Below are 25,896 nucleotides of genomic sequence, written 5' to 3' on the forward strand. Positions count from 1 at the left end.
GAAAAAGGACCGTCAGCCGACGTGGACGGCGGCGCCCTCGGTCTTCCTGCCGGCCCTGACGAAGACCGTCAGGGCGGCGGTGAGCACCGCGATGCAGGTGCTGACCAGGAAGGCGACGTGCATGCCGTCCATGAACGACAGGTGGACGGCCTCGCCGATCTGCTGCGGCAGCCCGGCGGGCGCCTGGCCGAAGGCGGCGGCCTTCTCCAGGAGCGCCAGCTGCGCCGGCGGGATCTCGGCCGCGGCGGGGCCGAGGTGGCCGGGCAGCGTGTCGGAGATCTCGGCGGCCATCACGGCGCCCAGGATCGCGGTGCCGAGCGCGCCGCCGACCTGCATGGCCGACTGCTGCAGGCCGCCGGCGACGCCGCTGAGCTCGACCGGCGCGTTGCCGACGATGATCTCGGTGGCGCCCACGAAGACGGGCGAGAGGCCGAAGGCCAGCAGCACGAACGGGATGCCGCTCTCGATGAACGAGGCGTCGATGCCGAGCCGCGACATGAGGAACATGGCGAGGGCGGTGACCAGCAGGCCGGCCGCCATCGTGATCTTCGGCCCGAACCGGCCGAGCGCCATGCCCGCCAGCGGCGAGGCGACGATCATGCCGGCGCTCATCGGCAGCATGCGCAGGCCGGCCTCCAGCGGGGTCAGCCCGTGCACGCCCTGGAAGAAGAAGCCGAGGAAGAACATCGCGCCGAACATCGCGAACGCGACCATCATCATCAGGAAGGTGCCGATGGAGATGGACGGGTTGGCGAACAGCGACAGCGGCACCAGCGGCTGCCTGGCCCTGCTCTGCCAGAAGATGAAGGCGGCGATGAGCACCACGAACGCGCCGACGAAGGTCAGCGTCGTGCTGTCGCCCCAGCCCCACTCGGGGGCCTTGATGATGGTCCAGACGAGCGAGAACATCGCGCCGGACAGCAGCACCACGCCGAGCCAGTCGATGCGCGCGAACGTCTGCGAGCGGTTCTCCTTGATCAGCAGCACGCCCATGACCAGCGCGATGACGCCGACGGGCGCGTTGATGAAGAAGACCGACTCCCAGCTCACCTTCTCGACCAGCACGCCGCCCACGATCGGGCCGGCGGCGCTGGACAGGCCGATGATGGCGCCCCAGGCGCCCATCGCCTGGTTCAGCTTCTCACCGGGGAAGGCGCCGCGCAGCAGCGCCAGCGCGGCCGGCTGCAGCAGCGCGCCGAACAGGCCCTGCAGCACGCGCAGGCCGATCAGCGCGCCGATCGGCGAGACGCCGGGAATGATGTCGGCCAGCTCGGCGCTGAGCCCGATGCCCACCGAGGACAGGGCGAAGCCCGCCACGCCGATGAGAAAGACCCGCTTGTGCCCGAACAGGTCGCCGAGCTTGCCGGCGGTGATCAGGAAGACCGCGAGCGCGAGCAGGTAACCGCTGGTCACCCACTGCAGGTCGGAAAGTGTCGCCTTCAGGTCGGCCTGGATGACCGGGTTGGCGATGCCGACGACCGTGCCGTCGAGCATCACCATGATCACACCCAGGCTCACCGCCAGCAGGACAAGCCACGGGTTGCCCCCCGTCCCCGGCTTGCCAGGGCCGGACGACGGCGGCGCGTCGACCGCCTTCGTGTCAGCCATGAATCCCCCTCAAGTACCCGTACCGCCCCGCACCGGGGCATAGATCTCGTAAGTCTCAGGTAATCTACTGTCAGTCTGTGACGTGTGACAAACGACTTTTATTAGTCGCCCTATGACTTATGGCACACTGTGACAGAAAGGTTTCGAGGGAGTGACCACAGTGGGTCTTCGGGAACGCAAGAAGGAGAAGACGCGCCTGGCGATCCTCGACGCGGCACTGGACTTGTTCCTCGAACAAGGATACGAGTCGACGACCGTCGAGCAGATAGCGGGGGCCGTCGAGATCTCCCCTCGCACCTTCTTCCGCTACTTCACCGGCAAGGACCACCTGGTCCTGCTCTTCCACGACCACGCGGAAGATCTCATGCTGGAGGCCCTGGCGAGCCGGCCGGCCGACGAGCCGCCGTTCACCTGCCTCATGCAGGCGATGCGCGCCGTCCTGGCCGACCTCCAGGCCGCGACGCCCGAGGACGCCGCGCGCTTCCTGAAGCTGCGGCGGCTGCTGGACGAGCACCCGCGCCTGGTCGGCCTGTCGGTGGCCAGGGGCGCCCGCACCGAGCAGCACCTGGCCGAGGTGATCGCCGCCCGCCGGGGCGTGGACCCCGCCCAGGACCAGCTCACGCACCTGATCGTGGCGTGGGCGATGTCGACGATGCGCGTCGGGTTCGAGTGCCCGCGCCGCGAAGGCACGTTCGAGGAGGTCCAGCACAGGATGGCGGAGAGCATCGCCCTGGCCGAGCGCTCCCTGCGGCCGGGCTGGGACCTGTAACCGCTAGTTCATGGTGGGGTCGTCGGGACAGGTCGCCACGAAGGCCAGCTCGCCGCGCTGGCGCCGCAGCACCTGCCGCCACAGCGAGGTCGGGTCGGCGTGGAAGGTGTCGCCGACCTCGGAGTCCACGACGTACCAGGCGCCCTCGGCGATCTCGCTCTCCAACTGCCCGGACGTCCAGCCCGCGTACCCCGCGAAGATGCGCATCTGCGCGATCTCCCCTTGCAGGATCTCGGGCGGCGCGTCGAGGTCGACCGTGCCGAGCCGGGCCACCGCGTCGGTGCCCGCATGGAGCCGGCGCCACCCCAGAGGCTCCTCCCCGCTGGGCACCGCCGCCAGCGCCAGCGCGCTGTCGGTCTGTACGGGCCCGCCCTCGAAGAGCACGGAGGGCCCGGTCACCAGGGGATCCCACACAGGCAGCACCTGTGTCACCGAGATGTCGCTGGGCCGGTTGAGCACGACGCCCAAAGTGCCGCCGTCGTGGTCGTGTTCGAGAATCAGCACGACGCTACGCCGGAAGTTGGGGTCGTCGAGAAGTGGCGTCGCCACCAGCAACCCGCCGACGTAGATCGCTTCCGCCATACCTCCATCATGAAGTACCTGCGGGGGTGCGCGCTCCCCCAGAGTGTCGATGTTACTTTTCGTGCCCGCTTGGGAACTTTAGGTAGCGGAGATCGCTCGTGGGAGAAACATATGCGTATCAGCATCCGCCTCGTCCTGGCCGCCCTGCCCCTGGGCGCCATCGCGCTGCTCCCCTCCGTCTCCGACGCCCAGACCGGCGACTGGCCCTGGCCGCGGCACGACTCCGGTGACCCGTTCACGATGACCGTCGACGACGTGGGCTGCCGCTCGGGCCGGGTGGCCGTGCGGCTGCACAACCAGACCCGCCAGCTCGCCCGCTTCGACCTCAAGGCCGACGGCACCAGCGTGGCGAGCGGCTCGATCCCGGCCCGCAAGACCGTCGTGCGGCACGTGCCGGTCGGCAAGGGCAGCGGGGCCGAGATCGAGGCGTACTCGGTCAGCGATCACGACCCGGAGACGCTCATCGACTCCAGCCACGTCGAGAACGACTGCCCGTGGGGGCACCGCCGGCACGGGCGCCTGCCGTATACCGGCCCGCCCGCCGACCTCATAGGGAAGCTGGCCACGGCGGGCGGCCTGGTGGTGATGGGCGGGATCCTGTGGTGGTACGGCTCGATCTGGCCCCGATCCGGCATGTGACAGGCCAGCGCTTCCGTCACACGACGAACGCCCCGGCCCGGGCGGCGGCCAGCGTGCGGGTCACGGAGCGCTCGGCGACCACCCGCGTCACCGGCTCCCTCGTGACCACCAGCCGGTAGTAGAGCGGGGCCGAGATGGCCCTGATCACCTCGGCCCCGTCGGTGCCCTCGGGCAGCTCGCCGCGCCGCACGGCCAGGTCCACGACCTTGGCCCACTCCTCGATGCGGCGCGAGTAGAAGGCCCGCAGCGCCGCCGCCGCCTGCTCGTCGCAGGTGGCGGCGGCGATCACGGCCTGGAACGTGGCCCCGAGCCGCCCGTCGTTGACCGCGTCGAGCACGGCCAGCGCGTTGGCCCGCAGGTCCTCCTCGACGCTTCCCGTGTCGGCATGGTCGGAGGACTGGTTGGCCAGCTCGGTCATGAGGTCGGCCACCAGCCCGGTGGTGCTCCCCCAGCGCCGGTAGACGGTGGTCTTGCCGACGCCTGCCCTGGCCGCGACCTGGTCCATGGTCAGGCCGTGGAAGCCGCGCTCGACCAGCTCGTCCTGGGTGGCCTCCAGGACGGCCGCGCGTACTCGGGCTGTGCGGCCCCCGGGCCGCACGGTTCCCGCCGAGCGGGAAGGTTGGTCCATCTAGTCTCCTCGTGCAGGACTCCAGCTTACAGGCACACTTTTCCCGTTAGCAGGGTGTTCGGCATTGCCGAACTGCGTTAGGGTTCCCGGTGTGGGAGAGACGATTCAATCGGTGGAGCGCGCCGCCGCGATCCTACGGCTGCTCGCCTCCGGTCCACGGCAACTCGGGGTGGCCGAGCTGGCCCGCGCCATGGGCCTGCCGAAGGGCACGCTGCACGGCATCCTGCGCACCCTGGTCCACGTGGGTTTCGTCGAGCAGGACGCGGCCACCGGCAAGTACCGCCTCGGCGCCACGCTGCTCCATCTCGGCAGCAGCTACCTCGACGTCAACGAGCTGCGCACCCGCAGCATCAACTGGGCCGACGCGCTGGCCGGCCGCAGCAGGGAGAGCGCCTGGATCGGCACCCTGCACGAGGGCCACGTCCTGGTCATCCACCACGTCTTCCGCCCCGACGACAGCATGCAGACGCTCCAGGTGGGCACGTACCTGCCGACCCACGCCAGCGCCCTGGGCAAGGTGCTGCTCGCCCACGACCCGTACGGCGAGCACGCCCAGCCCCTGGAGCCCCGCACCAAGCACACGATCACCGACCCGGCGGCCCTGGAGGCGGAGCTCGACCAGGTCAGGGCGCGCGGCTGGGCGGCCGAGATGGAGGAGCTGACGGAGGGCGAGGTGGCCATCGCCGCCCCGATCAAGGACCCGCGCGGCATCGTGGTCGGCGCCATCGGCATCCGCGGCGCGGTCGAGCGGCTGGCCACCGACGGCCGGCTGGACATGCAGTTCGTCTCCTACGTACGCGACGCGGCGCGGGCCATCACCCGCGACCTCGCCCGATGACACTTGAACAAGCTCCGACGGACCACATACCATTCGTTCGGCATTGTCGAACCATAAGTCTTGCGAGGAACCAGTGCCTCGACCGCACTACGTCGCAGCCATCGACCAGGGCACCACGTCCAGCCGGTGCATCGTGTTCGACGAGGCCGGCAACATCGTCTCCGTCGCCCAGCGCGAGCACCGCCAGATCTTCCCCAAGCCGGGCTGGGTCGAGCACGACGCCGACGAGATCTGGCAGAACGTCCGGGCCGTCCTCGCCCAGGCCGTCAGCGGCGCCGGCATCGACGACGCGCAGATCGCCGCCCTGGGCATCACCAACCAGCGCGAGACCACCGTCCTGTGGGACCGCGCCACCGGCCGCCCGCCTGCCCCGCCGTCGTGTGGCAGGACACCCGCACCGACGCGCTCACCCGCGCGCTGGCCGAGCACGAGGGGCTGTTCAAGGAGAAGGCCGGGCTGCCGCTGCACACCTACTTCTCCGGGCCCAAGATCCGCTGGCTGCTCGACGCGTACGGGCTGCGGGAGCGGGCCGAGCGCGGCGAGGTGCTGTTCGGCACGATGGACAGCTGGCTGCTGTGGAACCTCACCGGCCGGCACATCACCGACGTCACCAACGCCAGCCGCACGATGCTGATGAACATCCACACCCTGGAGTGGGACGACGAGCTGCTCGCCGCGATGGGCGTGCCGCGCGCGATGCTGCCGGAGATCCGCCCGTCCTCCGAGGTCTACGGCCACACCGAGGCCGGCGTCCCGGTCGCCGCGGCGCTCGGCGACCAGCAGGCGGCGCTGTTCGGGCAGACCTGCTTCGAGCCCGGCGAGGTCAAGAGCACCTACGGCTCCGGCAGCTTCCTGCTGATGAACACCGGCTCCGCGCCGGTCGTCTCCAAGCACGGCCTGCTGACCACCGTCGGCTACCGCATCGGCGACGGGCCCGCCACGTACGCGCTGGAGGGCGCCATCGCCGTCACCGGCTCCCTGGTGCAGTGGCTGCGCGACAACCTCGGCCTCATCTCCAGCGCCGCCGAGATCGAGACGCTGGCCAAGACCGTCGACGACAACGGCGGCTGCTACTTCGTGCCGGCCTTCTCGGGGCTGTTCGCGCCGCACTGGCGCTCCGACGCGCGCGGAGTGATCGCGGGGCTGACCGGGTTCGTCAACAAGGGGCACATCGCGCGGGCCGTCCTGGAGGCCACCGCGTGGCAGACGCGCGAGGTCGTGGACGCCATGAACGCCGACTCCGGGCTCGACCTGACGACGTTGCGGGCCGACGGCGGCATGACCGCCGACAACCTGCTCATGCAGACGCTCGCCGACGTGCTGGCCGTGCCGGTGATCCGGCCGATGGTGGCCGAGACGACCGCGCTCGGCGCCGCGTACGCGGCGGGCCTGGCCACCGGCTACTGGCCCGACCTCGACACGCTGCGCGCCAACTGGCACAAGGCCGCCGAGTGGCGGCCCGCGATCGACGAGGCGGCTCGCGACCGCGAGTACCGCAACTGGAAGAAGGCCGTGGCCCGCACCCTGGGCTGGGTCGAGCAGGAGGGATGACGGCGATGACGACCGCGATCGGCACCGATCGGGCGGAGGTCCGGCAGGAGCTCTCCACCACCACCTATGACCTGCTCGTGATCGGGGGCGGCATCCTCGGCACGTCCGTGACCTGGATGGCCGCCCAGGCGGGGCTGCGGGTGGCGATGGTCGACGCCGGCGACTTCGCCGGGGCCACCTCCAGCGCCTCCTCCAAGCTCGTCCACGGCGGGCTGCGCTACCTGCAGACCGGCAACGTCAAGCTCGTCGCCGAGAACCACCGCGAGCGGCGCGCCCTGGCCGCCGACATCGCGCCGCACCTGGTCAAGCCGCTGACATTCCTGGTGCCGATCTACAAGGGCGGGCCGCACGGGGCCGCCAAGCTGGGCGCGGGCGTGTTCCTGTACTCGGCGCTGTCGGTGTTCGGCGACGGCATGGGCAAGGTGATCACGCCCCACCAGGCGCTGGCCAAGGTCCCGGCCCTGCGGACGGAGGGCCTGCGGGCCGCCGCCGTCTACGGCGACCACCAGATGAACGACAGCCGCGTCGCCGTCATGACCGTGCGCGCCGCCGTGGACGCGGGCGCGACCGTGCTCAACCACGCCGAGGTCGTCGGGCTGCGCAAGACGTCCGGCAGCGTGACCGGCGCCGAGCTGCGCGACCGGCTCGACGGCACCGAGTTCGGCGTGTCCGCCCGGCTCGTGCTCAACGCCACCGGCCCGTGGGTGGACCACCTGCGGCGCATGGAGGACCCGTCCGCCGAGCCGAGCATCCGCCTGTCCAAGGGCGCCCACCTGGTGCTGCGCCGGCACGAGCCGTGGAAGGCGGCGCTGACCACGCCCATCGACAAGTACCGGGTCTCCTTCGCCATCCCGTGGGAGGACCACCTGCTGCTCGGCACCACCGACGAGGCGTACGAGGGCGACCCCGGCCTGGTCAGCCCCACCGAGGCGGACATCGCGCAGATCCTCGACGAGGCCGGCCACTCCGTGCGCGACGAGCAGCTCAGGCGCGAGGACATCACCTACGCCTTCGCCGGCCTGCGCGTGCTGCCCGGCGGCCCCGGCCAGGTCACGGCGGCCAAGCGCGAGACGGTGCTGACCCGCGGCTCGGGCGGCATGCTGTCGGTGGCCGGCGGCAAGTGGACCACCTACCGGCACATCGGCAAGCACGTGCTCGACATCCTCGCCCACCTGCCGGGCCGCCCCCTGGGCGACGACCTCGCCGACATCCTGCCCGCCGTGCCGCTGCCCGGCCTGGCCAGCCCTGACGCGGTCGCCATGCGCCTGTGGACCGACCGCGACCCGGGCACCCGCATGGACCCGCTGGTGGCCAGGCACCTGGCCACGCACTACGGGTCGATCGCGTTCGAGCTGGCCCGGCTCATCAGGGACGACCCCGCGCTCGGCGAGCGCATCCACCCCGACGGGCCCGACATCTGGGCCCAGGCCGTCTTCGCCCGCGACCACGAGTGGGCCGCCACCGTCGACGACGTCGTCCGCCGCCGCACCACGCTCACCGTACGCGGCCTCGACACCCCCGACGTCCGGGCCAGGATCGCCGCGCTGCTGGCCTGACCCGCCCCGGGAGGTGGCCAGGCGCCCCGCCTGGGCAGGGGGCAGGCATGCGCACTCCCATCAACGAAGCCCTGCTGCGGCACTTCAAGGACCTGCGTGACGGCGACCACGGCCACGCCGTCACGCGGGAGGACAAGGAACGCGTGTTCGCCAGGGCCGTCGAGCTCCTCGACCCGGTGGCCCGGCACGCCCTCGACGAGGTCAACGCCGATCTGCTGCTCGGCACCGGCGAGGTGGTCGCCAGCGGCGTCACCCGCTCCCGCGAGGGCGGCCTCAACGCCATGTGGTCGCTGACCTGGCCGCGCCAGCGCGAGAGCGGCGTGCAGCCGATCGCGGTGGTCGCCCACTTCGGCTGCGACTTCCACCACCCGCACCTGCGCGGCAACACGGTCGGCGACTGGCCGCTGAACGTCTTCGACGAGACCGACGCCGCCGGGCAACTGGACACGCTACGCGTGATCGCCGCCGGCGACGCCCACAACCTGGTCTTCCAGGAGAGCTACCGTCTGATGCCCGCCCTCACCGCTTCTGACGCGGCGGGGCGCGGCTGACCACGGAACCCGGCCAGGTGTGCGCCGTGGCGGCGGCCGGCCCCGTGCGGGTCTAGAGGCGTCTTCCTGGAGGCCCTCAGCCCTGGTCGGCGGGTGGGGTGACCTTGGCCGTGCCGTGCAGGATCAGGCTTCTGTGAAGCCGCGCGCCCGGCCGCCGGCCGACTCGCGGACGGCGGCGGCCACCGCGGTGGCCACGTCGGGGTGGAAGACGCTCGGGATGATGTAGTTGGGGCCCAGCTCCTCGGGCGTCACGACGGCGGCCAGCGCGTTCGCGGCGGCCAGCAGCATCTCCTGCGTCACGCCGCTCGCCTGCGCGTCCAGCAGCCCCCGGAACACGCCCGGGAAGGCCAGCACGTTGTTGATCTGGTTGGGGTAGTCGGAGCGGCCCGTCGCGACCACGGCGGCGTGCTCGCGGGCGTCGTCGGGCGAGACCTCCGGCTCCGGGTTGGCCAGGGCGAACACCACCGCGTCGCGGGCCATCGTGGCGATGTCGTCGCCCGTCAGGATGCCCGGCGCCGAGACGCCCACGAACACGTCGGCGTCCTTGACGGCGCCGCGCAGGTCGCCGGAGTAACCCTCGGCGTTGGTGTGGTCGGCGATCCAGCGCAGCGACTCGTCGAGATCGTCGCGGCCCTTGTGGACGGCGCCGAGGTAGTCGCAGACGACGACGTTGCGGGCGCCGGCGGCCAGCAGCAGCCGCAGCACGGCGTTGCCCGCCGCGCCCGCGCCCGCCATGGTGATCTTGACGGCCTCGATGTTCTTGTTGACGACCCGCAGCGCGTTGGTGAGCGCGGCCAGCACGCAGATGGCGGTGCCGTGCTGGTCGTCGTGGAAGACCGGGATGTCGAGCAGCTCGCGCAGCCGCCGCTCCACCTCGAAGCAGCGCGGGGCGCCGATGTCCTCGAGGTTGATGCCGCCGAAGCCGGGCGCGATCACCTGCACGGTGCGGACGATCTCGTCGACGTCTTGGGTGTCGAGGCAGATCGGCCACGCGTCGATGCCGGCGAAGCGTTTGAACAGCGCCGCCTTGCCCTCCATGACCGGCAGCGCCGCCTCAGGCCCGATGTTGCCCAGCCCCAGCACGGCCGAGCCGTCGGTGACCACGGCCACCGTGTTGCGCTTGATGGTCAGGCGCCGCGCGTCTTCCTTGTTGCGGGCGATCGCCATCGACACGCGCGCCACGCCCGGCGTGTAGGCCATGGACAGCTCGTCGCGGTTGCGCAGCGGCACCTTCGACTTCATCTCGATCTTGCCGCCGAGGTGCATGAGGAACGTGCGGTCGGACACCTTGTGGATGACGACGCCCTCGACGGCCTCGAGCTGGTCGACGATGGCCTGGGCGTGGTCGGTGTCACGGGCCGCGCAGGTGACGTCGATGCGGAGCTTCTCGTGCCCCGCGTTGGTGACGTCGAGGGCGGTCACGACGCCCCCGGCCGACTCTACGGCGTGGGTGAGCTGGCTGACGGCCTTGCCGCCGGCCGGCACCTCGAGACGCACGGTGATGGAGTACGACACACTCGGGACGGTCGCCACGTCAATCGCTCCTTCGGGACTGACCAAGAATGCATCCATGTTAGGGGCAGTTGACTGTGGCCTGACTCGGCGCTCGGTCAATCGAGCGCCTCGGCCGCCGTGACGATCAGCTCGACACACGTCGTCACCGGGATCGTGGTGCTGTCGAGAACCAGGTGGTACAGGCACGGATCGGCGGGGTCGGCACGGTAGAAGTGCCGCACGTAGGCGGTGCGGGCGCGGTCGTTGTCCTCGATGACGCGGCGGGCCTCGCGCTCGCTCAGCTCTCCGAACGTGGCCGTCTGGCGGACGCGGCGCGCGAGCGGGGCGTCGAGCCTGACGTGCAGCGCACCCGGATGGTCGGCCAGCACCAGCGCGCCGGCCCGGCCCAGGAACACGCCGCCCTGGCCGCGGGCCGTCTCCTTCAGCATGCGCTCGGTGCGCCGGACGAACTCCTCGGGCGCCAGCGGCATCGCCCCCGGCACGTACATGTCGACGCCGCCGAACGTGACCGTCGGCAGCCGCACCGCCCCCGCGAACAGCCGGCCCAGGCCGTGCTCGGCCCGGTCGTCGTGGGCCAGCGCCTCCTCCAGCGGGCAGCCCAGCTCCTCCGCCACGGCGCTGGGGACGGCCCGGTCGACGAAGGGCACGCCGAGCCGCTCGGCGACGGCCGGGCCGATCTGGCTGCCGGCCGTGCCGTATGTCGCCGATATCGTGACGACCCGCATGGCTCCAGGTTAGAACAGAGCGCTCGCCAACGCTCTGCGCGCTTTGGCCAAAGATGGGTCTTCTGCCGGCAATGCTTCGAAAAGCCCGAGCAGGTGCCGCCTGGCCCGGTCGCGCTCGTCGCCGGAGGTGCGCTTGACCACCGCGATGACCCGCGCGAACGCCTCGTCGACCGAGCCGGACAGCATCTCCAGGTCGGCGGCGAGCAGCTGCGCCTCGATGTCGGACGGGTCTTGCGCGCGCCGCTGCACCTCGGCCGGGTCGGCCTCGGACGTGCGCTTGATCAGGTTGACCCCGGCGAGGCCCATCTTGGCGTCCTCGTTGCCCGGCGCGCGGGCCAGCAGGCGCTGGTAGGCCGCGATCGCCGCGTCGAAGTCGCCCTGGTCGATCGCCTGCTCGGCCGCCACCAGGTCGGGGTCGAGAGGCGGCCCCGCGGGCGCCTCCTGCCCCTCTTCGCCGGCGGCGGGGGGCCGGGCGCCCGGATTGGCCTGGTAGAACTGCTCGACCGCGCCCATCAGCTCGTCGAGCCAGCGGCGCACCTCCTGCTCGGGCAGCACCTGCTGGAAGCCGGTGACGGCCTGCCCCTGGAAGATCGCCAGCACCGTCGGCACCGCCTGCACGCGCAGCGCCTGCGCGATCTGCGGGCTGGCGTCGACGTTGACCTTCGCCAGCACGACCCTGCCGCCGAGGTCGCCGACGACCTTCTCCAGCACCGGGCTGAGCTGGGCGCTGCCCGGCGCCCTGGGCGACCAGAGGTCGAGCACGACGGGCACCGTCATGGACCGGTCGATGACGTCGGTCGTGAACGTCTCCTCGGTCACGTCGACGACCGAGGCCGACGAGGCCGCCTGGGGACCTGCCGCCTCCCGCCGGGCCTGCGCCTCCAGAGCCTGCTTACGCGCGCCCAGGTCCACCGCTCCGTAGAGGGACCCGGGCCTAGAGAAGTCCGCCATGCCCTTCATCTTGCCGCATGGACGGGGCCGCGAAGTCACCCGCCGCCACCCTGAGGGTGCGCAGCTGGTCGAACATGCGGTGGAGTTCGTCCTCGGCGTACATCGTCAGGCCGAACTCGGCGGCCATCAGGTCGGCGGTGGCCCGGCGCACGACGTCGCGGCCCGCCTCGGTGATCTCCGCCAGCACGCCGCGGCCGTCGCGCGGATTGGGCAGCCGCCGGACGAACCCGGACTTCTCCAGCCTGTCCACCGTGTTCGTGACGCTCGTGGGATGAACCATGAGACGCTCCCCGATCTTGGACAGCGGCAGCGCCCCGGTCTTGCTGAAGGTCAACAGGACCAAACCCTCGTACCTGGCGAAGGTCAAGTCGTATGGCTTCAGGAGCGAGTCAAGTTGCGACAGCAGGATCTGGTGCGCTCTCATGATCGAGGTAACGGCTGCCATGGCGGCGGAAGGCCCGAAGTGGGAGCGCCAGCTCTCCGCGGCGCGGTCGATCGGGTCGAACGGCAGGTTGAGCGGCTTCGGCTGCGACACAGCGCTACGGTAGCGCGCCGCTCGTCCCGGTTCGTCTGGTCACTCTCAGCGACAGGCTTCTTTGCTTGACCAAGAATCCGGACATCAATCATCACGCTCAGTTATGGTTCTCCTACGTATGGTGACGCGGATGCCAAGTCCAGCGGCCGTGGGGACGGCCGGGACCACGCATGATCCGCCTCGCCAAGGGGCACGGGGGATGCTTGATGAACTTCAACGGGGAAAAGGGTGCGTGAGCACGCGGGCGTTTCACGAGAGGAGCTGAAGCACAGCGCGGCCGTCACGGTTGCCGTGCTGCTGGCTGTCGGCCTGTTCGCGGCGTGGAACGTCCTGATTCCAGGCGTGGACGCGTGGGAGAACATCGTGGCCGCGGTCATCGGCTCGCTCCGGCTGACCGGGCCGGTGGCGGCGGCCTTCGCCGCCTGGGTGGCGCTGCGCAAACGCCGGGCGTTGCGCGGGCGCTCCCTGACGACGTGGCGGGCGCTCAAGGCGCCGCTGGCGATCGTCATGGTGGTGGTCGGCTCGTTCGGGGCCACGGTGCTGGTGCTCGCCGTCAAGACGGTGCTCACCGACCAGGCCGGCCGGCTGAGCCTGACCGGGCTGACCATGGGCATGGCGGGGCTGGCGCTGTACTCGGTGATCGGCTGGGTGGCCGGCTGGGTGCTGCCGCGCCCGTTCACCCCGCCGCTGGCCGGCCTGGCCTGCTACGGGCTGTTCTCGTGGCTGGCCGACGACCGCGGCTGGGCCGACAAGCTCGCGCCCGGCACCGGCGAGCCGTACGACCTGTTCCAGGGCCTGAACGGGGCCCCGTTCTTCGACCAGACGATCTGGCTGCTCGGCATCACGGCGGCGCTGCTGCTCGGCTGGGCGGCGCTGGTCACCAGGCAGGCCCTGGTGCTGGCGTGCGCGCTGCTGTCGGTGCTGGCCGCCGGCATGGGCGTGTCGCGGGTCCTGGCCCAGCCGAAGCCGGCCGCGGCCGTGGACATCGCCTACGCCTGCCAGGAGTGGCCGATCACGGTGTGCGTGCACCCGGGCATGCGGGCGGGGCTGACCGAGCTGGGGGCCGCGTTCACGCAGATCGCCTCGCGGCTCGCGGGCACTCCCGCCGCGTTCACGCGCGTGGAGCAGCGCCCGCTGGACGACCCGCTCAAGCCGTCGAACGGCCTGGCGCCGGTGCACGTGCCCGACCTGTCCGCGGGGTTCGCGGAGGAGGCCGCCCACGAGTACATCGAGGCGCTGGCCCCCGGTGCGCGAGCGCCGTCGCGGAGGGCTACCGGCAGATCGTCGTCGCCTGGCTGCGCGGCGAGCCGCTGCCCGGCACGCCGCTGCCCGAGCACCACTACGCGACGGCGGCGTTCTCCTCGTGGAGCGAGCACCAGCGCAGGGAGTGGCTGCGCATGTTCTACAGCGACTTCCAGGGCTGCCGGCTGTCGAGCACGCACTTCGGCGGCGGCCCGTCGCACGCGCAGCTCCCGCCGTCGGCCCGGCCGACCCCCGAGACCAGCCACGCCTACCCGGTGTACCCGGGGCCCGCCGGCAGCGTGCCGGCCACCTCCACGCCCGGCGGCTCGGCGCCGGGGAACTCGGCGCCGGGCATGCCGGGCGCCGGCTCCGCGCCCGGCGAGCCGCGCGGCGACTGGACGCAGGAGGCTCCTCCCGCCGACCGGTGGACGCCCGACACGGCGGGTGTGAGCTGGCCGGTGTTCGACACGGGGCAGCCGCAGACGCCCGCGCAGGCCCAGGTGCCCGTGGAGGCCCCCGCTCCCGCTCAGGCCCAGGCTCCCACGCAGGCCGAGCCTCCCGCGGAGGCCCGGATCCCGCCCGGGCAGCGGCGCAGGGGCCCGCGCGGGTGCAGAACGCCGCGCGGGCGCGGGGTCTCGGCAGGTCGCCGGCCCCCGCGCAGCTCCCCGCCGCCCACCGGCCCGTCCTCCCGCAGCGGCACCGGCACCAGCGCGCGGAGCAGGGCCCGCCGGAGAACGCTCACGGACTGGTGGCGAAGATGTCACCAAAGAGCTGGCACTGATGATCGCCCAGCGGGTAGTCATGCTCGCATGACGACTTCGCGAACGGCGTCGCCCGAGGTGACCTCCGGGCGGCGCCGCCGGTGGCGATATCTCGCAGGCTTACTGGTGCTGGTGGTCCTGCTCGTCGTGGGCGGCCGGCTCGTCTGGTCCTGGGTCGACCCGCTCGGCGAGCGGAGCATCGACCGCAGCCAGCCGGTGCTGCTGCAGTCCATCAAGGACCTGAGCCGGTTCGAGGCGGCGACGGGCAGCTTCCAGGTGGTCGTGGACCTGGAGAAGGACGCCAACTTCCTGCCCGACGCGATCAAGGGCACGCGCACGCTGTTCGTCGGGGCGGGCGGGGTGGACGCCTACGTCGACTTCTCGGGCGTGGCGGCGGGCGCCGTGACCGTCTCCGAGGACCGCACGCAGGCGACCGTACGGGTGCCACGCGCCCAGCTGGAGAAGCCGAACATCGACAACAGCCGCTCGTACGTCTTCGCCCAGCAGCGCGGCCTGTTCGACCGGGTGAGCGACTTCCTGTCGGGCTCCCCCACCGACCAGCGGGAGCTCTACCTCCTGGCCGAGAAGAAGATCAGCGAGGCGGCCGTGGCCAGTGACCTGCGCGCCAGGGCCGACGCCAACACCAAGGCCATGCTGTCCGGCCTGCTCAAGTCGCTCGGCTTCACGAAGGTCACGGTGAAGTTCACCGACGAGCCCTAAGCATCCTCACCTGCGCCTTAGATGTCCGGTGCGGCTCCCTAAGTACCTCCCTATCTGCGCTTATGCCGAGAGATAAGGCATCCGCCCGATGTGAGGGAGGGGGCCTTAGGACGAACCTTGAGAGTGCAGGGAACGACACAAGGGAGCAGTCGGATGAACGCCGAACTCGAATACTCGGTCATGCAGTACCACGCGGCCGAGCTGCGCCAGGCCGCCGCCGAACAGCGGCGCGTACGTGAGGCGAGCAAGGCGCGGCCGGCCGAGCGCCGTCACCGCTCGGTCTTCGCCCGCTTCCTCGTCTCATGACCGCCCACAAGCAGCCCGGCCGCATCCTCCCTCGCGGCCGGGCTGAAACGCCCCCTTAGGGGCTTGAGGTGCCCCCGGCCCGAATTCCTGGTCGAGCCGGCGGCGCGACGCCACGAGGCCCCGGTCCCCTTCCTGGTCGGACCGGGGCTTCGCGCATGCCCACCCCCGGAACCGGACGCGTCCCGGCCAGGATCCGCGTATCGGCCACCGACTCAAAGGGGCTGGCGTTGCATGCCTTGATCGCTGGGCGCGGGCGCCGCGCTGGAGTGCCAGGCCGGCGCCTCGATCCGCCAGACCGGGGCGGGCACGGCATCGGGGTCGAGGTAGCGGCTGGAGCGCCGGTGCCAGGCGCACGCCCCCGCCTGCCAGTCCCGCAGCCCCTGGACGTACCGGACCAGCCTGCCGCGCTCCTCCGGATCCAGCCCGCTCCCCTCCACCAGCGCCGGCAGCCCGCTCGCCGCCGCCGCCTCGAACTGCCGCAGCCGGGACGTGCGCAGCTCGTTCACCCGGTCGGCGGCCTCCTGCGCCCCGCACCCGAGGAAGCGCCGCACCACCAGCACCCCGTTGTCGTGCGCCCCCTCGCCGCCGACCTCCCGCCGGTAGGAGTACAGGTCGTTGAGCAGGTGCACCCCGTCGGCGAACGTGTCGCGCAGCACCCTGACCGCCCGCGTGCCGCCGACGTCAGCGGGCAGCTCGGCGCCGCCGACGCGCTCGGCCAGGTCCGCCGCCCAGGACGCGCCCCCTGAGGCCCGGCGCAGGCCGATGAGCTCGATGGGCGTGGGGACGCGCCCGTCCCGGACGTTCTCCAGCTCTCGCAGCCGCCCCCGCATGAGCTCCCGCGTGCGTGCGGCGAACCTGCTCCGCCACCCCGGCGAGGACCGCGCGCAGGTGCGGGACCAGAGGTCTGCGAGCGCGCGCTCGGCCGCGTTCGACGGGCGCGGCGTGCGAGAGGAGCCGGATGACGGGGTGAACAGGCTCAGCCGGTGCAGGTACGCCCGCGCCTTGCGATACGCGCGCGGCCCTCTGAACGCCTGCGCGAAGTGGTCGTCGAACCAGTACGCCCACACGTACCAGTCGGAGGCCAGCTCCAGCTCCTGCGGGGCGGCGTCCGGATGCCCGTACGCCGCCAGCAGCGGGATCGCCATCGCCCCGAACCACGCCTCGTCCCAGACCCCCTGCCCGAGCAGGCCCATCTCCCGGGCCCAGGACGTGGAGTGCGCGTGCGCCGCGTCGGCGTGCGGGCTCAGGCGGGCCGCACCGGGCTGGTAAGGGACGGGGAGCACGAACGCCGCGTGGGCGGTGCCGGGGACAGGGGGCATGCGGGGGACCCTCCGCTCGGGCAGGTGCTTTCGGCGAGAACGGAGACCTCTGGAAGGGACCGCGAGGCTGGAGGAGGGAACGCTCTTCCTGCGACACTTGCGCTTTTTCTGGCTACTGTGACTCCATTATGCACACGAACAGTAACGGAGTGTAACTTTCACTCCACCGCGCCGGACGCCGTGAGGAGATCCCGGTACCAGCCGTCGAACGGCCGGTCGGTCGCCGGATAGCTGGCCAGCGGGTCGGTGGCGTCGCCCGCCGAGTCGAAGCCCCAGGCCCGCGCGAGCTTGCCCGCCTGCCGGGCCGCCGTGACGAACGCCTTCTCGCCCGCCGGCGCCGCGTAGAACAGCGCGCCCTGCTGGAGCTCCGCGCTGTCCCCCTTCTGGAACTCGTCGAAGGCGACCTGCGGATAGCGGACACGCTCCCCCGCGACCCTGTCGGTGTCGACCCGCAGCGTCTGCCCCGGCGTCGGCCCGTCCGCGCCGGTCCACACGCGGACGCGGGACGTGCCGCTGGTCGAGGTGGCCTTGTCGAAGCGGGGGTCGGCGGTCTTGGCGTTGCCGCTCCACGTGACCGCCATGGCGCCCACGTCGAGGACGCCGCTCCACTCCCAGTTCTGGCTGGAGCTCTGGCTGCGGTGGATCTCGCGCAGCCGCGTGCCCGCCGGGTCGGTGAACCTGATCGTCGGCAGGACCCCGTCGTCGTACTTGCGGCTGGCCGACCAGGTGATCTCGCCATTGGCGCTCAGCCGGCCCACCCGGTACCAGAGGGTGGTCGCGCTCTGGGACTGGTGGACCTCGACCAGGTCGCCGTTGTCGTTCAGCGCGACGGCGGGGGTGACGCCGCTGTCGTACCGGCCGTGCCGCAGCCAGGTGACGCGGCCGTCGGAGCCGTACCTGCCGGTCCAGTACCACAGGTCGCCCCCGCCGGACCCGTGCACCTCCACGACCTGCCCGCGCCCGTTGATCGCCACCGCCGGGTCGTGGCCGGTGTCCCGCTTGTACGCGGCCCGCGTCCCGCCGTGCCCGGAGATCACCGCGAGCACGCGCCCGCGCAACGCGTCCACGGACGGCGCGCCCGCCGTCGCCGGGTACTCCTCCGCCCGGTAGAGCCGCGCGCCGAACACGGAGGTCAGCTCGTCGTTGAGCGCGGCCAGGTTGCCGGCGGCGTAGGAGGTGTTGTCGGTCAGATCGTCCTTGAGGTCCAGCGCGACGACGATCGGCGCGGCGTCGGGATGCCGCTCCGACCAGGAGTTGACGACGCCGAGCCAGTCCCGCAGGAGGTTCGAGGCCGGGTTCCCCGCGTGGTCCACCTCGTCGCCCGGGGAGTCGTGGCCGACGGCGTAGTCGCGGGAGGTGGCGTAGCCGTTGTCGTGGATGTCCAGCTCGACGAAGCGGACGCCCTGGTCGAGCTGGGAGGCGATCGAGCTGCGCGCACCGCCGAGGTTGCCCGAGTAGCTGTTGTGCGTGGCGCGGAAGACCGCCGAGGTCAACGGCCCGTCCGCGGTTGTCGTTCTTGCTTCTGCTGTTTCGGCTGTGGCGGCTCTCCCACCGGTCAATAAGGTGGAGGCGGCGGCGATCATTACGGCGGAAACCACTCCGAGGCGAGACACTCCCTGATCTTCATCCAGGCCGCCCCCGCCGACAACACCATCACCCCGAATTCGCGTTCCGGTCGCCCTCATTTCACGGCGGCGCCGCCGATCTCTCGATGGGGCTCATTTCACGGCGGCGCCGCCGATCTCTTGGTGGGGCTCATTTCACGGCGGCGCCGCCGATCTCTTGGTGGGGCTCATTTCACGGCGGCGTTGCTGATTTCTTGAGGCTCCGGCTTACTCTCGCCCGGCTTTCCCGGGGCTGCGCCCCGGGGCCCTGCCGGCCGGAGCGGCGATCGGGCAGGACCGCCGCCCCGATGTCGCCGGCAGTTCAGAGAATCCTGATCCCCTGGATTGCCCTGATATCGCCGGCAGTTCAGAGGATCCTGATCCCCTGGATGCGGACCCCACCGGGATGGTTCGGCCAGGTGAACACGGTCCACTTCGGGATCGGCTGAGCCGGCTGCCACCTTCCGTCCCCGTACCACTGGACGCGGTTGTTGCCGGTCGAGATCCGGGTGACCCACCAGATGTTCAGGGCGTACATGTCCTCTCCGGCGTTGGCGTAGCAGTAGTCGACCGACGAGCTGCCGGTTGCGTGGATCGTGGCGCGCACGAGGTCGGTCCGGTCGCCGCACGCGACCTCATTGATCGCGTACGCCGCCGTCGGGGAGGCGACGGCAAGTGAGGCGGTCACCGCGACGGACGCCAGAGCGGCCAGGCCCGCGCGTTTGGCGGTGCGTTTCATGGACTTCTCCTTTGCAGGTGAGATTCATGCGGTGGAAACACGTGCATCGGTGCTGATTTCCACCCTCGTCGCATCGCCAGGGGACAGAAAGTGCATTGTGCGGCCTATGGACTGTCAGTACCAGGCTGTCTCAGATGTCGCGGCGGCACATACTGGGATATATGGGCGGATCCAGGGAACTAGGCAAGGCGCTACGCGGCTGGCGCGACCGCATCTCTCCCGCCGCGCTAGGAATGCCCGCCAACGGCGTACGGCGGGCCGCCGGATTACGGCGCGAGGAACTGGCGCAGTTGGCCGGCCTGTCGGTGGACTACATCGTCCGCCTGGAACAGGGCCGGGCCACCTCCCCTTCACCGCAGGTGCTGACCTCGCTGGCCCGCGCGCTGCGGTTGTCGGAGGCCGAGCGCGAACATCTCTTTCTCCTCGCGGGCCAGCCGCCACCAGGCCCCGGAAAGGTGCCGACCCACATCCCGCCGAGCGTCAGAAGGCTGCTCGACCAACTCGACGGCACGGCGCTGAACGTGTGCGACGCGAGCTGGAACATCATCCTGTGGAACCCGTTGTGGGCCGCCTTGTGCGGGGACGCGTCCACCTGGAGCAGACGCGAGCGCAACGTCGCCTGGCGGATCTTCGCCGGGGTCAGCCACAGCCCCGAGCAGGCGAGCCGGTTCGAGACGGCCGTCGTCGCCGATCTTCGGGCGGCGACCGCCCGCTACCCCACCGATGCCGGCCTGCGCTCCTTGATCGAGGACTTACGGGCCGCCAGCCCCAACTTCGCACACCTGTGGGACACCGGAGCCGTGGGCGTCCACGAACCCCACACCACGACCATCCACCATCCCGTCGCCGGCCCGCTCACCCTCGACTGCGACATCCTCACCGCCCCCGGCAGCGACCTGCGCATCGTCGCCTTCACCGCCGCCCCCGGCAGCGACGCCGCCGACCGGCTCAAACTCCTCAACATCACCGGCACCAGCGCCATGACCAAAGACAGCACCACGCGATAGCGGCCGGCCGCAGATCACCGAGATCACCGAGAGCGAGCCAGAGCCTCTCTTGATGGGCTCATCTCGTGGCGTCTTGATGGGCTCATCCCATGGCGTCTTGATGGGCTCATCTCATGGCGGCGACCCGTTCCGACAGCCGCGCCGTCTGCAGATCCGCCACTTCACGCCAGGCGAACGCGGCCACCTCCTCCGTCTGCAGCCGCACCCGCCCCAGACCGCTCCCCCAGCACACGAACCGGAAATCGGCATGCAGATGCGCGGGCTCCCCCTTCACGGCGTCGGCCACGATCTCATGCACGTCCACGTCCACAGGGATGTCCAAGTGGTTCGTGTCGTACGGAGGCGAGCGCCGTACCTGATGCCCCGGGATGCCGGTCTCCTCCTCCAGCTCCCGCAGCGCCGCCCCGAACAGGCTGTCGTCCTCGGGCTCAAGATGCCCGCCCGGCAGCAACCACCGGCCGTGCGTCCGGTGGTGGACCATCAGCACCCGCCCCGCGTCGTTCAGCACGGCGGCGCTCACGGTGACGTGCAGCGGCGTCGTCGTACGCGCGGCCAGATCCTGCCCACCGGCCAGCGCCTCGACGAGATGGGCGACCTCGGGGGCGCTGGCGGGGTGGACGTCGAGATAGCGGGCCAGCAGGCCACCGATCTCCTCACGGGTGACAGTCATGCCCCCATGCAAGTGGCCAGGGCACCCCACCGCAATCGACTGCCCGAATCACCCCGCTATCAGGTGTCGTACAACCCGTCCCAGGGTTCGTAGAACCCGATGTTGTTGGGATACAGCTCGGCGTGCTCCTCCCCTTCGAACTCCTCCACGACGAGCCCGAACACCACCCCGTCGAACTCCACCCTGAAAGGCCGCACCGCGATGTCCGCGAACCGCACCCCGTCCAGCTCGCCGAGCCACTTCGCCATCCGCTCCTGGGCGGTGTCCACCGATCGCCGATGATCGTCCTCGGACCCAGTGCACTCGATCTTGGACGCGAGCAGGCGCCCCTCCGCGTCGAAGGTGTGCAGGACGGCGTACCAGCGTTTGTGCTGGAGCCAGTCGTCCGTACGCGTGTAGCCCTGGCGGAACGCGGCCACCACGGAGCCCAGGAACTGCCCGCCCGCCCAGTGGCCGATGGTGCCGGTGTGGTAGTCGGGCTCGTACGACATGGGGATGACTTCGGGGACCGCCATGCGCACGAGCCTAATCGCGTGATCGACTTGAGCGTGAACGGGTCGGGCGGCGGTGCGGTGACGACCCGATCACATTGCATGCTCCCACGTGCGGGGCGATGATGCCCGTATGCGCAAGCGGGTGCTGGTGTGGGGCGGGGCCGTGGTCGCGGCGGCGGCGTTGGCGGCGCTGATCGTCTACTTCGTACGGGTCGGTCTCGACAACGCCGACAAACTGGCCAGCGTCATCGGCCTCTTCGTCGCGATCGCCGGGCTGGCGGTCGCGGTCTACGGTCTCCGCAGCCAGCCCCAGCAGCCGGACGAAGCGGCCAAGCCCGGCACGTCGGCGTCGGCGTCGGCGTCAGGGACGAGGTCGGTGGCGATCGGCGGTGACAATTCGGGCGTCATCTCCACGGGCGACGGCGCCACCAACATCCAGATGCGCGCCGAGGCGTCCGGACAGGGGCGCATCTACCAGGCCGGCGGCGACCAGACGATCAACGAGAAGTGACCACCGCGCCGGTGCGGCCGTGACCAGGGGTCAGGTGGCGGTCCGGCGTGCTTCGAGCGCGTCGAGGATCAGGTCCAGGCCGTAGCCGAACTCGCCGGCGTAGTCGTATCCCGGCCGCATGGCGTGTTCGACGATCATCTCGGTGAGGTACGGCAACTCGTCCGTGGGCAGGGTCTGCAGGATGGTGCCGGACACTTCCGCCACGTCCTGCGGCGTCGTCAGCGGCAGGTTCGCCTCTTGGAGGACGTACCCGCCGATGTAGGCGTCGATGAGCGAGACGGCGTGCGCGGCCATCGGCAGCGTGAACCCCGCCTTCCTGAGCACGCCGAGCACGGCGTCGTGGTGACGCAGCGTCGCCATGCCCGGGTTGCGGCGCGAGTCCAGGAGACCGAGCGCCCAGCTGTGCCGCGCCAGCACCGCACGCGCGGAGTTGGCGCGCGCCCGGATCGCGTCGCGCCAGTCGTCCCATCCGTCGCCGGGCAGCTCGATCGCCGCGAACACCATGTCGACGACGCCGTCGAGGATGGCGTCCTTGTTCGGCACGTGGTGGTAGAGCGACATCGCCTCCACCCCCAGCTCCGCCGCGACCTTGCGCATCGTGATCGCCTCCACGCCCCCGCGGTCCGCGACCCGGATCGCGGCTTCGAGCACGGCGGCCCTGCTGAGCGGTTGTTGCGGCGACGGCGACACTACGGCTCCGGAGCACGAAGGGTTGACAGCCTTACGAGCGTAAGTCAGCCTTACACCTGTAAGCCACCTTACGGGCGTAAGAGAAGGAGCTCGCGATGCCGATGCCGAAATGGTGGGGGCACGTGAACAAGCGGGTGTTCAACCCGCGCGCGATCGCCGGCGGGAAATGGCCGGTGCTCATCCACGTCGGGCGCGTCTTCGGCATGACGTACCACACGCCTCTGGACGCGCATCCGGTCGCGGGCGGGTATCTGTTCGTGCTGGTGTACGGGTCGGGGTCGGACTGGGTGCGGAACGTGATGGCGGCCGAAGGGGCTCGGCTCAGGGCCGGAGGGAAGGAGGTGGAGCTCAGGGCGCCGCGGCTGATCGGGAGGGACGAGGCCTTCGGGGCCATGCCGGAAGGGGTGGCTCGGCCGCCTCGGGTGCTGCGGATCAGTGAGTTTTTGCGGATGGATGTGGTTGGGGGGTGAGGCATCCTCAACCCTCGTGGGACGGCCTACGCGATAAAAGGATCGTTTCCCATAGGAACGATGATGGTTCCGGACCTCGCGAGAGTTGATCGTCAGGCGGTGCTGCGATATGTCCACATTTCGGCCATCCGTCCATCTGCCACCCGCACCAGCCAGATCAGGTCGGTCCCCGGCGCATTGAGGTCTCGTCCTTGACGAACGCTGCCGATGGCTGCGATCCGATCAGCGTCGGCAAGAATGCGTTCAATGTGGAAGTGAAGGTCCGGCTGCGCCGCCCTGATCTGCTCGATCGCACGTTGCACACCTGCCGGGCCTACCACCTCGGGGTGGGCGTGGTCGATCCAGTCCTGGCTAAGGATGTCAGGGGCGGCGGAGACATCGCCGGTGTTCCACATATCGAAATAGCGCTCCACTACCTGCTTGGATGCCGTGGTGACGGCTTCGTTCATCACCGTGGTGCTCCCATCTGGGTCCGCTGTCATATTCGGTCCACCTTATGGCGAACGTGTCCGCGATGATCGTCTGGTTACCCGGCTCGACCGTCCGTGCCGTTCACGCGCCGCTCATCAGGAAACTTGCGGTCTTCGGAGGTGGGCCAAGCCCTGTCCGCATACAGCGTTACGCCGGGGGCGCCGGTGAACGGAGCCTCAGTGCGAAGCGCCATCGGCGAAGCGCACCCCTCGCGAAGCGCCCCAAGCGGAGCTCCCTGTGCGGAGCGCCTCCAGGCGGAGCCCCCGACGCGAAGCGCCCCCTTGCGAAGCGCCTCCAGGCGGAGCCGCCGACGCGAAGCGCCTCCTCGCGGAGCGCCTCCAGGCGGAGCCCCCGACGCGAAGCGCCCCTCGCGGAGCGCCCCAAGCGGAGCCCCCTGCGCGGAGCGCCTCGGGCGTAGCCCTGCTTTCGGGGCGGGCTCCCAACGGCCAACCCGGTAAACGGGATTCGGGCGGGCGAAAGCGCCGAAGGCGCCGTGGGGTTCACCATCCAAGCGCAGCCCCCGACGCGAAGCGCCACCGGCGTAGCCCCGCTTCCGGGGCGGGCTCCCAACGGCCAACCCGGTAAACGGGATTCGGGCGGGCGAAAGCGCCGAAGGCGCCGTGGGGCTCACCACCCAAGCGCAGCCCCCGACGCGAAGCGCCACCGGCGTAGCCCCGCTTTCGGGGCGGGCTCCCAACGGCCAACCCGGTAAACGGGATTGGGGCGGGCGTCAGGGGACGGTGATGAGGAGGGCGTCGCCTTGGCCGCCGCCCCCGCACAGCCCGGCCGCGCCCAGTCCGCCCCCGCGCCGCTTCAGCTCGTGAGCCAGGGTCAAGACGATCCGTGCCCCGGAGGCCCCGATGGGGTGGCCGAGGGCGATGCCGCCGCCGTTGACGTTGACCTTGTCGAGGGGGACGCCGAGTTCTTTGGCGGATTGGAGGACGACGCTGGCGAACGCTTCGTTGATCTCGATGAGGTCGAGGTCGGCGGCGGTGACGCCCTGCTTGGCCATGGCGTGTTTGATGGCGTTGGCGGGCTGGGACTGGAGGGAGGCGTCGGGGCCGGCGACGTTGCCGTGGCGGCCGATCTCGGCGAGCCAGGGCAGGCCGAGTTCTTCGGCCTTGGTCTTGGACATGACGACGACGGCGCAGGCGCCGTCGGAGATCTGGGAGGCGGAGCCGGCGGTGATGGTGCCGTCGGCGGCGAAGGCGGGGCGGAGTTTGGCGAGGGTTTCGACGGTGGTGTCGCCGCGTACGCCTTCGTCTTCCTTGACGATGAGGGGTTCGCCGCGTCGTTGCGGGATTTCGACGGGCACGATCTCGTCTTCGAAGATGCCGTTCTTGGTGGCGGCGGCGGCGAGCTGGTGGGAGCGGGCGGACAGGGCGTCCTGTTCTTCGCGGCCGATGCCGAGGCGGGTGTTGTGGCGTTCGGTGGATTCGCCCATGGCGCACTGGTCGAACGCGCAGAACAGGCCGTCGTGGGCCATGGAGTCGACGACCTGGGAGCTGCCGTATTTGACGCCTTTGCGCAGGCCGGGCAGCAGGTGGGGGGCGTTGGTCATGGATTCCATGCCGCCGGCGACGACGATGTCGAATTCGCCGGCCCTGATGAGCTGGTCGGCCAGGGCGATGGCGTCGAGGCCGGACAGGCACACCTTGTTGACGGTGATGGAGGGGACGGTCATGGGGATGCCGGCGTTGACGGCGGCCTGTCGGGAGGGGATCTGGCCGGCGCCGGCCTGGAGGACCTGGCCCATGATGACGTATTCGACGGCTTCGGGCGCGACTCCGGCGCGTTCGAGGGCGGCCTTGATCGCGATGCCGCCGAGCTCGACGGCCTGGAGGCCGGACAGGGAGCCGAGGAGCTTGCCGATGGGGGTACGAGCTCCGGCGACGATGACGGAACTGGACATGACAACGGCCTCCTGTGCTCGCGCGTCCGGTCTTTTGACACGATACCCACGAGTACGCCGTCGCTCGCCATGGAGGTGGCCCACACATGTTCATGCGGATCGACCACATCGGCATCGCTTGCCGCGACCTGGAGGAGAAGATCGAGCTCTTCTCGTCGTTGTTCGAGCTGGAGGTCGTGGCGAGGGAGATCAACGAGGAGCAGGGCGTCAAGGAGGCGATGCTGCACGTCGCCGACGGCGAGGGTGGGGGCTCCTACATTCAGCTGCTGGAGCCGCTCTCGGAGGACTCCCCTGTGGGAAAATTCATCGCGAAGCGGGGCGAGGGCGTCCATCATGTGGCGTTCGGGGTGCCCGACGTCGAGGGGGCCATGGCCACGATCGGCGGGAAGGGCGTGCGGCTGCTGGACGAGCGGCCCCGTCACGGGTCGATGGGGTCGCGGATCGCGTTCCTGCACCCGAAGGATGTGGGCGGGATGCTGACTGAGCTGGTCGAAGCGGCCAAGCAGCAATAAACCCGCACAAAACGTAAATA

General features: G+C 70.8%; 28 protein-coding genes and 1 pseudogene. 13 read left to right on the forward strand and 16 right to left on the reverse strand.

Annotated elements, in window-relative coordinates:
• Positions 1-12 precede the first annotated feature (12 nt).
• Entirely contained in the window at positions 13-1,608 is a 1,596-nt protein-coding gene (locus tag KIS93_RS50950; protein ID WP_080042456.1) for a DHA2 family efflux MFS transporter permease subunit, read from the reverse strand.
• Positions 1,609-1,759: 151 nt separating this feature from the next.
• On the opposite strand from KIS93_RS50950, the gene KIS93_RS50955 reads away from it, so the two are divergent.
• The gene (locus KIS93_RS50955; protein ID WP_080042457.1) at positions 1,760-2,377 is read left to right on the forward strand and encodes a TetR family transcriptional regulator; all 618 of its coding nucleotides are present in this window, start codon (positions 1,760-1,762) and stop codon (positions 2,375-2,377) included.
• A gap of 3 nt (positions 2,378-2,380) precedes the next feature.
• On the opposite strand, the gene KIS93_RS50960 is transcribed toward KIS93_RS50955, so the two are convergent.
• Entirely contained in the window at positions 2,381-2,959 is a 579-nt protein-coding gene (locus tag KIS93_RS50960) for a YqgE/AlgH family protein (RefSeq protein ID WP_080042458.1), read from the reverse strand.
• Positions 2,960-3,070: 111 nt separating this feature from the next.
• Between KIS93_RS50960 and KIS93_RS50965 the strand changes: the two genes are divergently transcribed.
• Complete coding sequence (locus tag KIS93_RS50965; protein WP_080042459.1) at positions 3,071-3,598, forward strand: hypothetical protein; 528 nt, start codon at positions 3,071-3,073, stop codon at positions 3,596-3,598.
• 16 nt (positions 3,599-3,614) lie between these two features.
• On the opposite strand, the gene KIS93_RS50970 is transcribed toward KIS93_RS50965, so the two are convergent.
• On the reverse strand, positions 3,615-4,226 hold the full coding sequence (locus KIS93_RS50970; protein ID WP_080042460.1) for a TetR/AcrR family transcriptional regulator: 612 nt from the start codon (positions 4,224-4,226) through the stop codon (positions 3,615-3,617).
• A 91-nt stretch (positions 4,227-4,317) separates the two neighbouring features.
• On the opposite strand from KIS93_RS50970, the gene KIS93_RS50975 reads away from it, so the two are divergent.
• The 4 genes and pseudogenes from KIS93_RS50975 (at position 4,318) to KIS93_RS50990 (ending at position 8,722) form a co-directional block, all read left to right on the forward strand.
• On the forward strand, positions 4,318-5,064 hold the full coding sequence (locus KIS93_RS50975) for an IclR family transcriptional regulator (protein ID WP_155128460.1): 747 nt from the start codon (positions 4,318-4,320) through the stop codon (positions 5,062-5,064).
• A 73-nt stretch (positions 5,065-5,137) separates the two neighbouring features.
• Positions 5,138-6,615: pseudogene (gene glpK / locus KIS93_RS50980) on the forward strand (glycerol kinase GlpK).
• The gene (locus KIS93_RS50985) at positions 6,612-8,171 is read left to right on the forward strand and encodes a glycerol-3-phosphate dehydrogenase/oxidase (RefSeq protein WP_206067443.1); all 1,560 of its coding nucleotides are present in this window, start codon (positions 6,612-6,614) and stop codon (positions 8,169-8,171) included. The pseudogene glpK and the gene KIS93_RS50985 overlap by 4 nt, the downstream one beginning before the upstream one ends.
• A gap of 47 nt (positions 8,172-8,218) precedes the next feature.
• Complete coding sequence (locus tag KIS93_RS50990; protein ID WP_080042463.1) at positions 8,219-8,722, forward strand: hypothetical protein; 504 nt, start codon at positions 8,219-8,221, stop codon at positions 8,720-8,722.
• A gap of 123 nt (positions 8,723-8,845) precedes the next feature.
• Here the strand turns inward: KIS93_RS50990 and KIS93_RS50995 are convergent, their stop codons facing one another.
• From KIS93_RS50995 to KIS93_RS51010, 4 genes are all read right to left on the reverse strand, one after another.
• Positions 8,846-10,255, reverse strand: a complete 1,410-nt coding sequence (locus tag KIS93_RS50995; protein ID WP_080042464.1) for an NAD-dependent malic enzyme — start codon at positions 10,253-10,255, stop codon at positions 8,846-8,848.
• 77 nt (positions 10,256-10,332) lie between these two features.
• Positions 10,333-10,962: a cytidylate kinase-like family protein gene (locus KIS93_RS51000; protein WP_080042465.1), complete on the reverse strand. Its 630-nt coding sequence runs from the start codon at positions 10,960-10,962 to the stop codon at positions 10,333-10,335.
• Between the two features lie 9 nt (positions 10,963-10,971).
• Positions 10,972-11,913 carry a tetratricopeptide repeat protein gene (locus tag KIS93_RS51005; protein WP_080042466.1) on the reverse strand — a complete coding sequence of 314 codons (942 nt, stop codon included), beginning with the start codon at positions 11,911-11,913 and terminating at the stop codon, positions 10,972-10,974.
• Complete coding sequence (locus KIS93_RS51010; protein ID WP_080042467.1) at positions 11,897-12,448, reverse strand: MarR family winged helix-turn-helix transcriptional regulator; 552 nt, start codon at positions 12,446-12,448, stop codon at positions 11,897-11,899. Before KIS93_RS51010 ends, KIS93_RS51005 begins: the two co-directional genes overlap by 17 nt.
• A 228-nt stretch (positions 12,449-12,676) precedes the next feature.
• On the opposite strand from KIS93_RS51010, the gene KIS93_RS51015 reads away from it, so the two are divergent.
• A complete protein-coding gene (locus tag KIS93_RS51015) occupies positions 12,677-14,140 on the forward strand; it encodes a hypothetical protein (protein WP_186404896.1) in 1,464 nt (487 codons plus the stop codon).
• 76 nt (positions 14,141-14,216) lie between these two features.
• Here the strand turns inward: KIS93_RS51015 and KIS93_RS51020 are convergent, their stop codons facing one another.
• The gene (locus KIS93_RS51020) at positions 14,217-14,432 is read right to left on the reverse strand and encodes a hypothetical protein (RefSeq protein WP_186404897.1); all 216 of its coding nucleotides are present in this window, start codon (positions 14,430-14,432) and stop codon (positions 14,217-14,219) included.
• A gap of 67 nt (positions 14,433-14,499) precedes the next feature.
• Here KIS93_RS51020 and KIS93_RS51025 point away from each other — a divergent pair, with 67 nt between their 5' ends.
• Together KIS93_RS51025 and KIS93_RS51030 are read left to right on the forward strand one after the other, a co-directional pair.
• A complete protein-coding gene (locus tag KIS93_RS51025) occupies positions 14,500-15,171 on the forward strand; it encodes a DUF4230 domain-containing protein (protein ID WP_080042469.1) in 672 nt (223 codons plus the stop codon).
• 153 nt (positions 15,172-15,324) lie between these two features.
• Entirely contained in the window at positions 15,325-15,477 is a 153-nt protein-coding gene (locus KIS93_RS51030; protein ID WP_168011410.1) for a hypothetical protein, read from the forward strand.
• 212 nt (positions 15,478-15,689) lie between these two features.
• Here KIS93_RS51030 and KIS93_RS51035 read toward each other — a convergent pair whose 3' ends face one another.
• The 3 genes from KIS93_RS51035 to KIS93_RS51045 all read right to left on the reverse strand — a co-directional run bounded on the left by KIS93_RS51035 (position 15,690) and on the right by KIS93_RS51045 (position 19,139).
• Positions 15,690-16,796, reverse strand: coding sequence for a terpene synthase family protein (locus tag KIS93_RS51035; RefSeq protein ID WP_080042470.1), 1,107 nt, complete (start codon positions 16,794-16,796; stop codon positions 15,690-15,692).
• 158 nt (positions 16,797-16,954) lie between these two features.
• Positions 16,955-18,289: a PI-PLC domain-containing protein gene (locus KIS93_RS51040; protein ID WP_230465541.1), complete on the reverse strand. Its 1,335-nt coding sequence runs from the start codon at positions 18,287-18,289 to the stop codon at positions 16,955-16,957.
• A gap of 478 nt (positions 18,290-18,767) precedes the next feature.
• Positions 18,768-19,139 (reverse strand): beta/gamma crystallin domain-containing protein, encoded by a 372-nt coding sequence (locus KIS93_RS51045; RefSeq protein ID WP_080042472.1) that lies wholly within the window; start codon positions 19,137-19,139, stop codon positions 18,768-18,770.
• Positions 19,140-19,300: 161 nt separating this feature from the next.
• Between KIS93_RS51045 and KIS93_RS51050 the strand changes: the two genes are divergently transcribed.
• Positions 19,301-20,146 carry a helix-turn-helix transcriptional regulator gene (locus tag KIS93_RS51050; protein WP_080042473.1) on the forward strand — a complete coding sequence of 282 codons (846 nt, stop codon included), beginning with the start codon at positions 19,301-19,303 and terminating at the stop codon, positions 20,144-20,146.
• A 106-nt stretch (positions 20,147-20,252) separates the two neighbouring features.
• Here the strand turns inward: KIS93_RS51050 and KIS93_RS51055 are convergent, their stop codons facing one another.
• Positions 20,253-20,816, reverse strand: coding sequence for an NUDIX hydrolase (locus KIS93_RS51055; RefSeq protein WP_080042474.1), 564 nt, complete (start codon positions 20,814-20,816; stop codon positions 20,253-20,255).
• A gap of 59 nt (positions 20,817-20,875) precedes the next feature.
• The gene (locus KIS93_RS51060; RefSeq protein ID WP_080042475.1) at positions 20,876-21,331 is read right to left on the reverse strand and encodes a hypothetical protein; all 456 of its coding nucleotides are present in this window, start codon (positions 21,329-21,331) and stop codon (positions 20,876-20,878) included.
• A 109-nt stretch (positions 21,332-21,440) separates the two neighbouring features.
• Here KIS93_RS51060 and KIS93_RS51065 point away from each other — a divergent pair, with 109 nt between their 5' ends.
• On the forward strand, positions 21,441-21,821 hold the full coding sequence (locus KIS93_RS51065) for a hypothetical protein (RefSeq protein WP_080042476.1): 381 nt from the start codon (positions 21,441-21,443) through the stop codon (positions 21,819-21,821).
• 30 nt (positions 21,822-21,851) lie between these two features.
• Here KIS93_RS51065 and KIS93_RS51070 read toward each other — a convergent pair whose 3' ends face one another.
• Entirely contained in the window at positions 21,852-22,472 is a 621-nt protein-coding gene (locus KIS93_RS51070; RefSeq protein ID WP_186404898.1) for a TetR/AcrR family transcriptional regulator, read from the reverse strand.
• A gap of 134 nt (positions 22,473-22,606) precedes the next feature.
• Here KIS93_RS51070 and KIS93_RS51075 point away from each other — a divergent pair, with 134 nt between their 5' ends.
• Positions 22,607-22,981, forward strand: a complete 375-nt coding sequence (locus tag KIS93_RS51075; protein ID WP_080042478.1) for a PNPOx family protein — start codon at positions 22,607-22,609, stop codon at positions 22,979-22,981.
• A 92-nt stretch (positions 22,982-23,073) separates the two neighbouring features.
• Here KIS93_RS51075 and KIS93_RS51080 read toward each other — a convergent pair whose 3' ends face one another.
• Entirely contained in the window at positions 23,074-23,430 is a 357-nt protein-coding gene (locus KIS93_RS51080) for an ester cyclase (RefSeq protein WP_186404899.1), read from the reverse strand.
• Positions 23,431-24,182: 752 nt separating this feature from the next.
• A complete protein-coding gene (locus tag KIS93_RS51085) occupies positions 24,183-25,364 on the reverse strand; it encodes an acetyl-CoA C-acetyltransferase (RefSeq protein WP_080042480.1) in 1,182 nt (393 codons plus the stop codon).
• Positions 25,365-25,450: 86 nt separating this feature from the next.
• Here KIS93_RS51085 and mce point away from each other — a divergent pair, with 86 nt between their 5' ends.
• Complete coding sequence (gene mce, locus KIS93_RS51090; RefSeq protein ID WP_080042481.1) at positions 25,451-25,876, forward strand: methylmalonyl-CoA epimerase; 426 nt, start codon at positions 25,451-25,453, stop codon at positions 25,874-25,876.
• Positions 25,877-25,896: the final 20 nt, after the last annotated feature.

Origin of the sequence: [Actinomadura] parvosata subsp. kistnae (genome assembly GCF_900323885.1) — a bacterium.
In the GTDB taxonomy this organism is placed as follows: domain Bacteria; phylum Actinomycetota; class Actinomycetes; order Streptosporangiales; family Streptosporangiaceae; genus Nonomuraea; species Nonomuraea composti.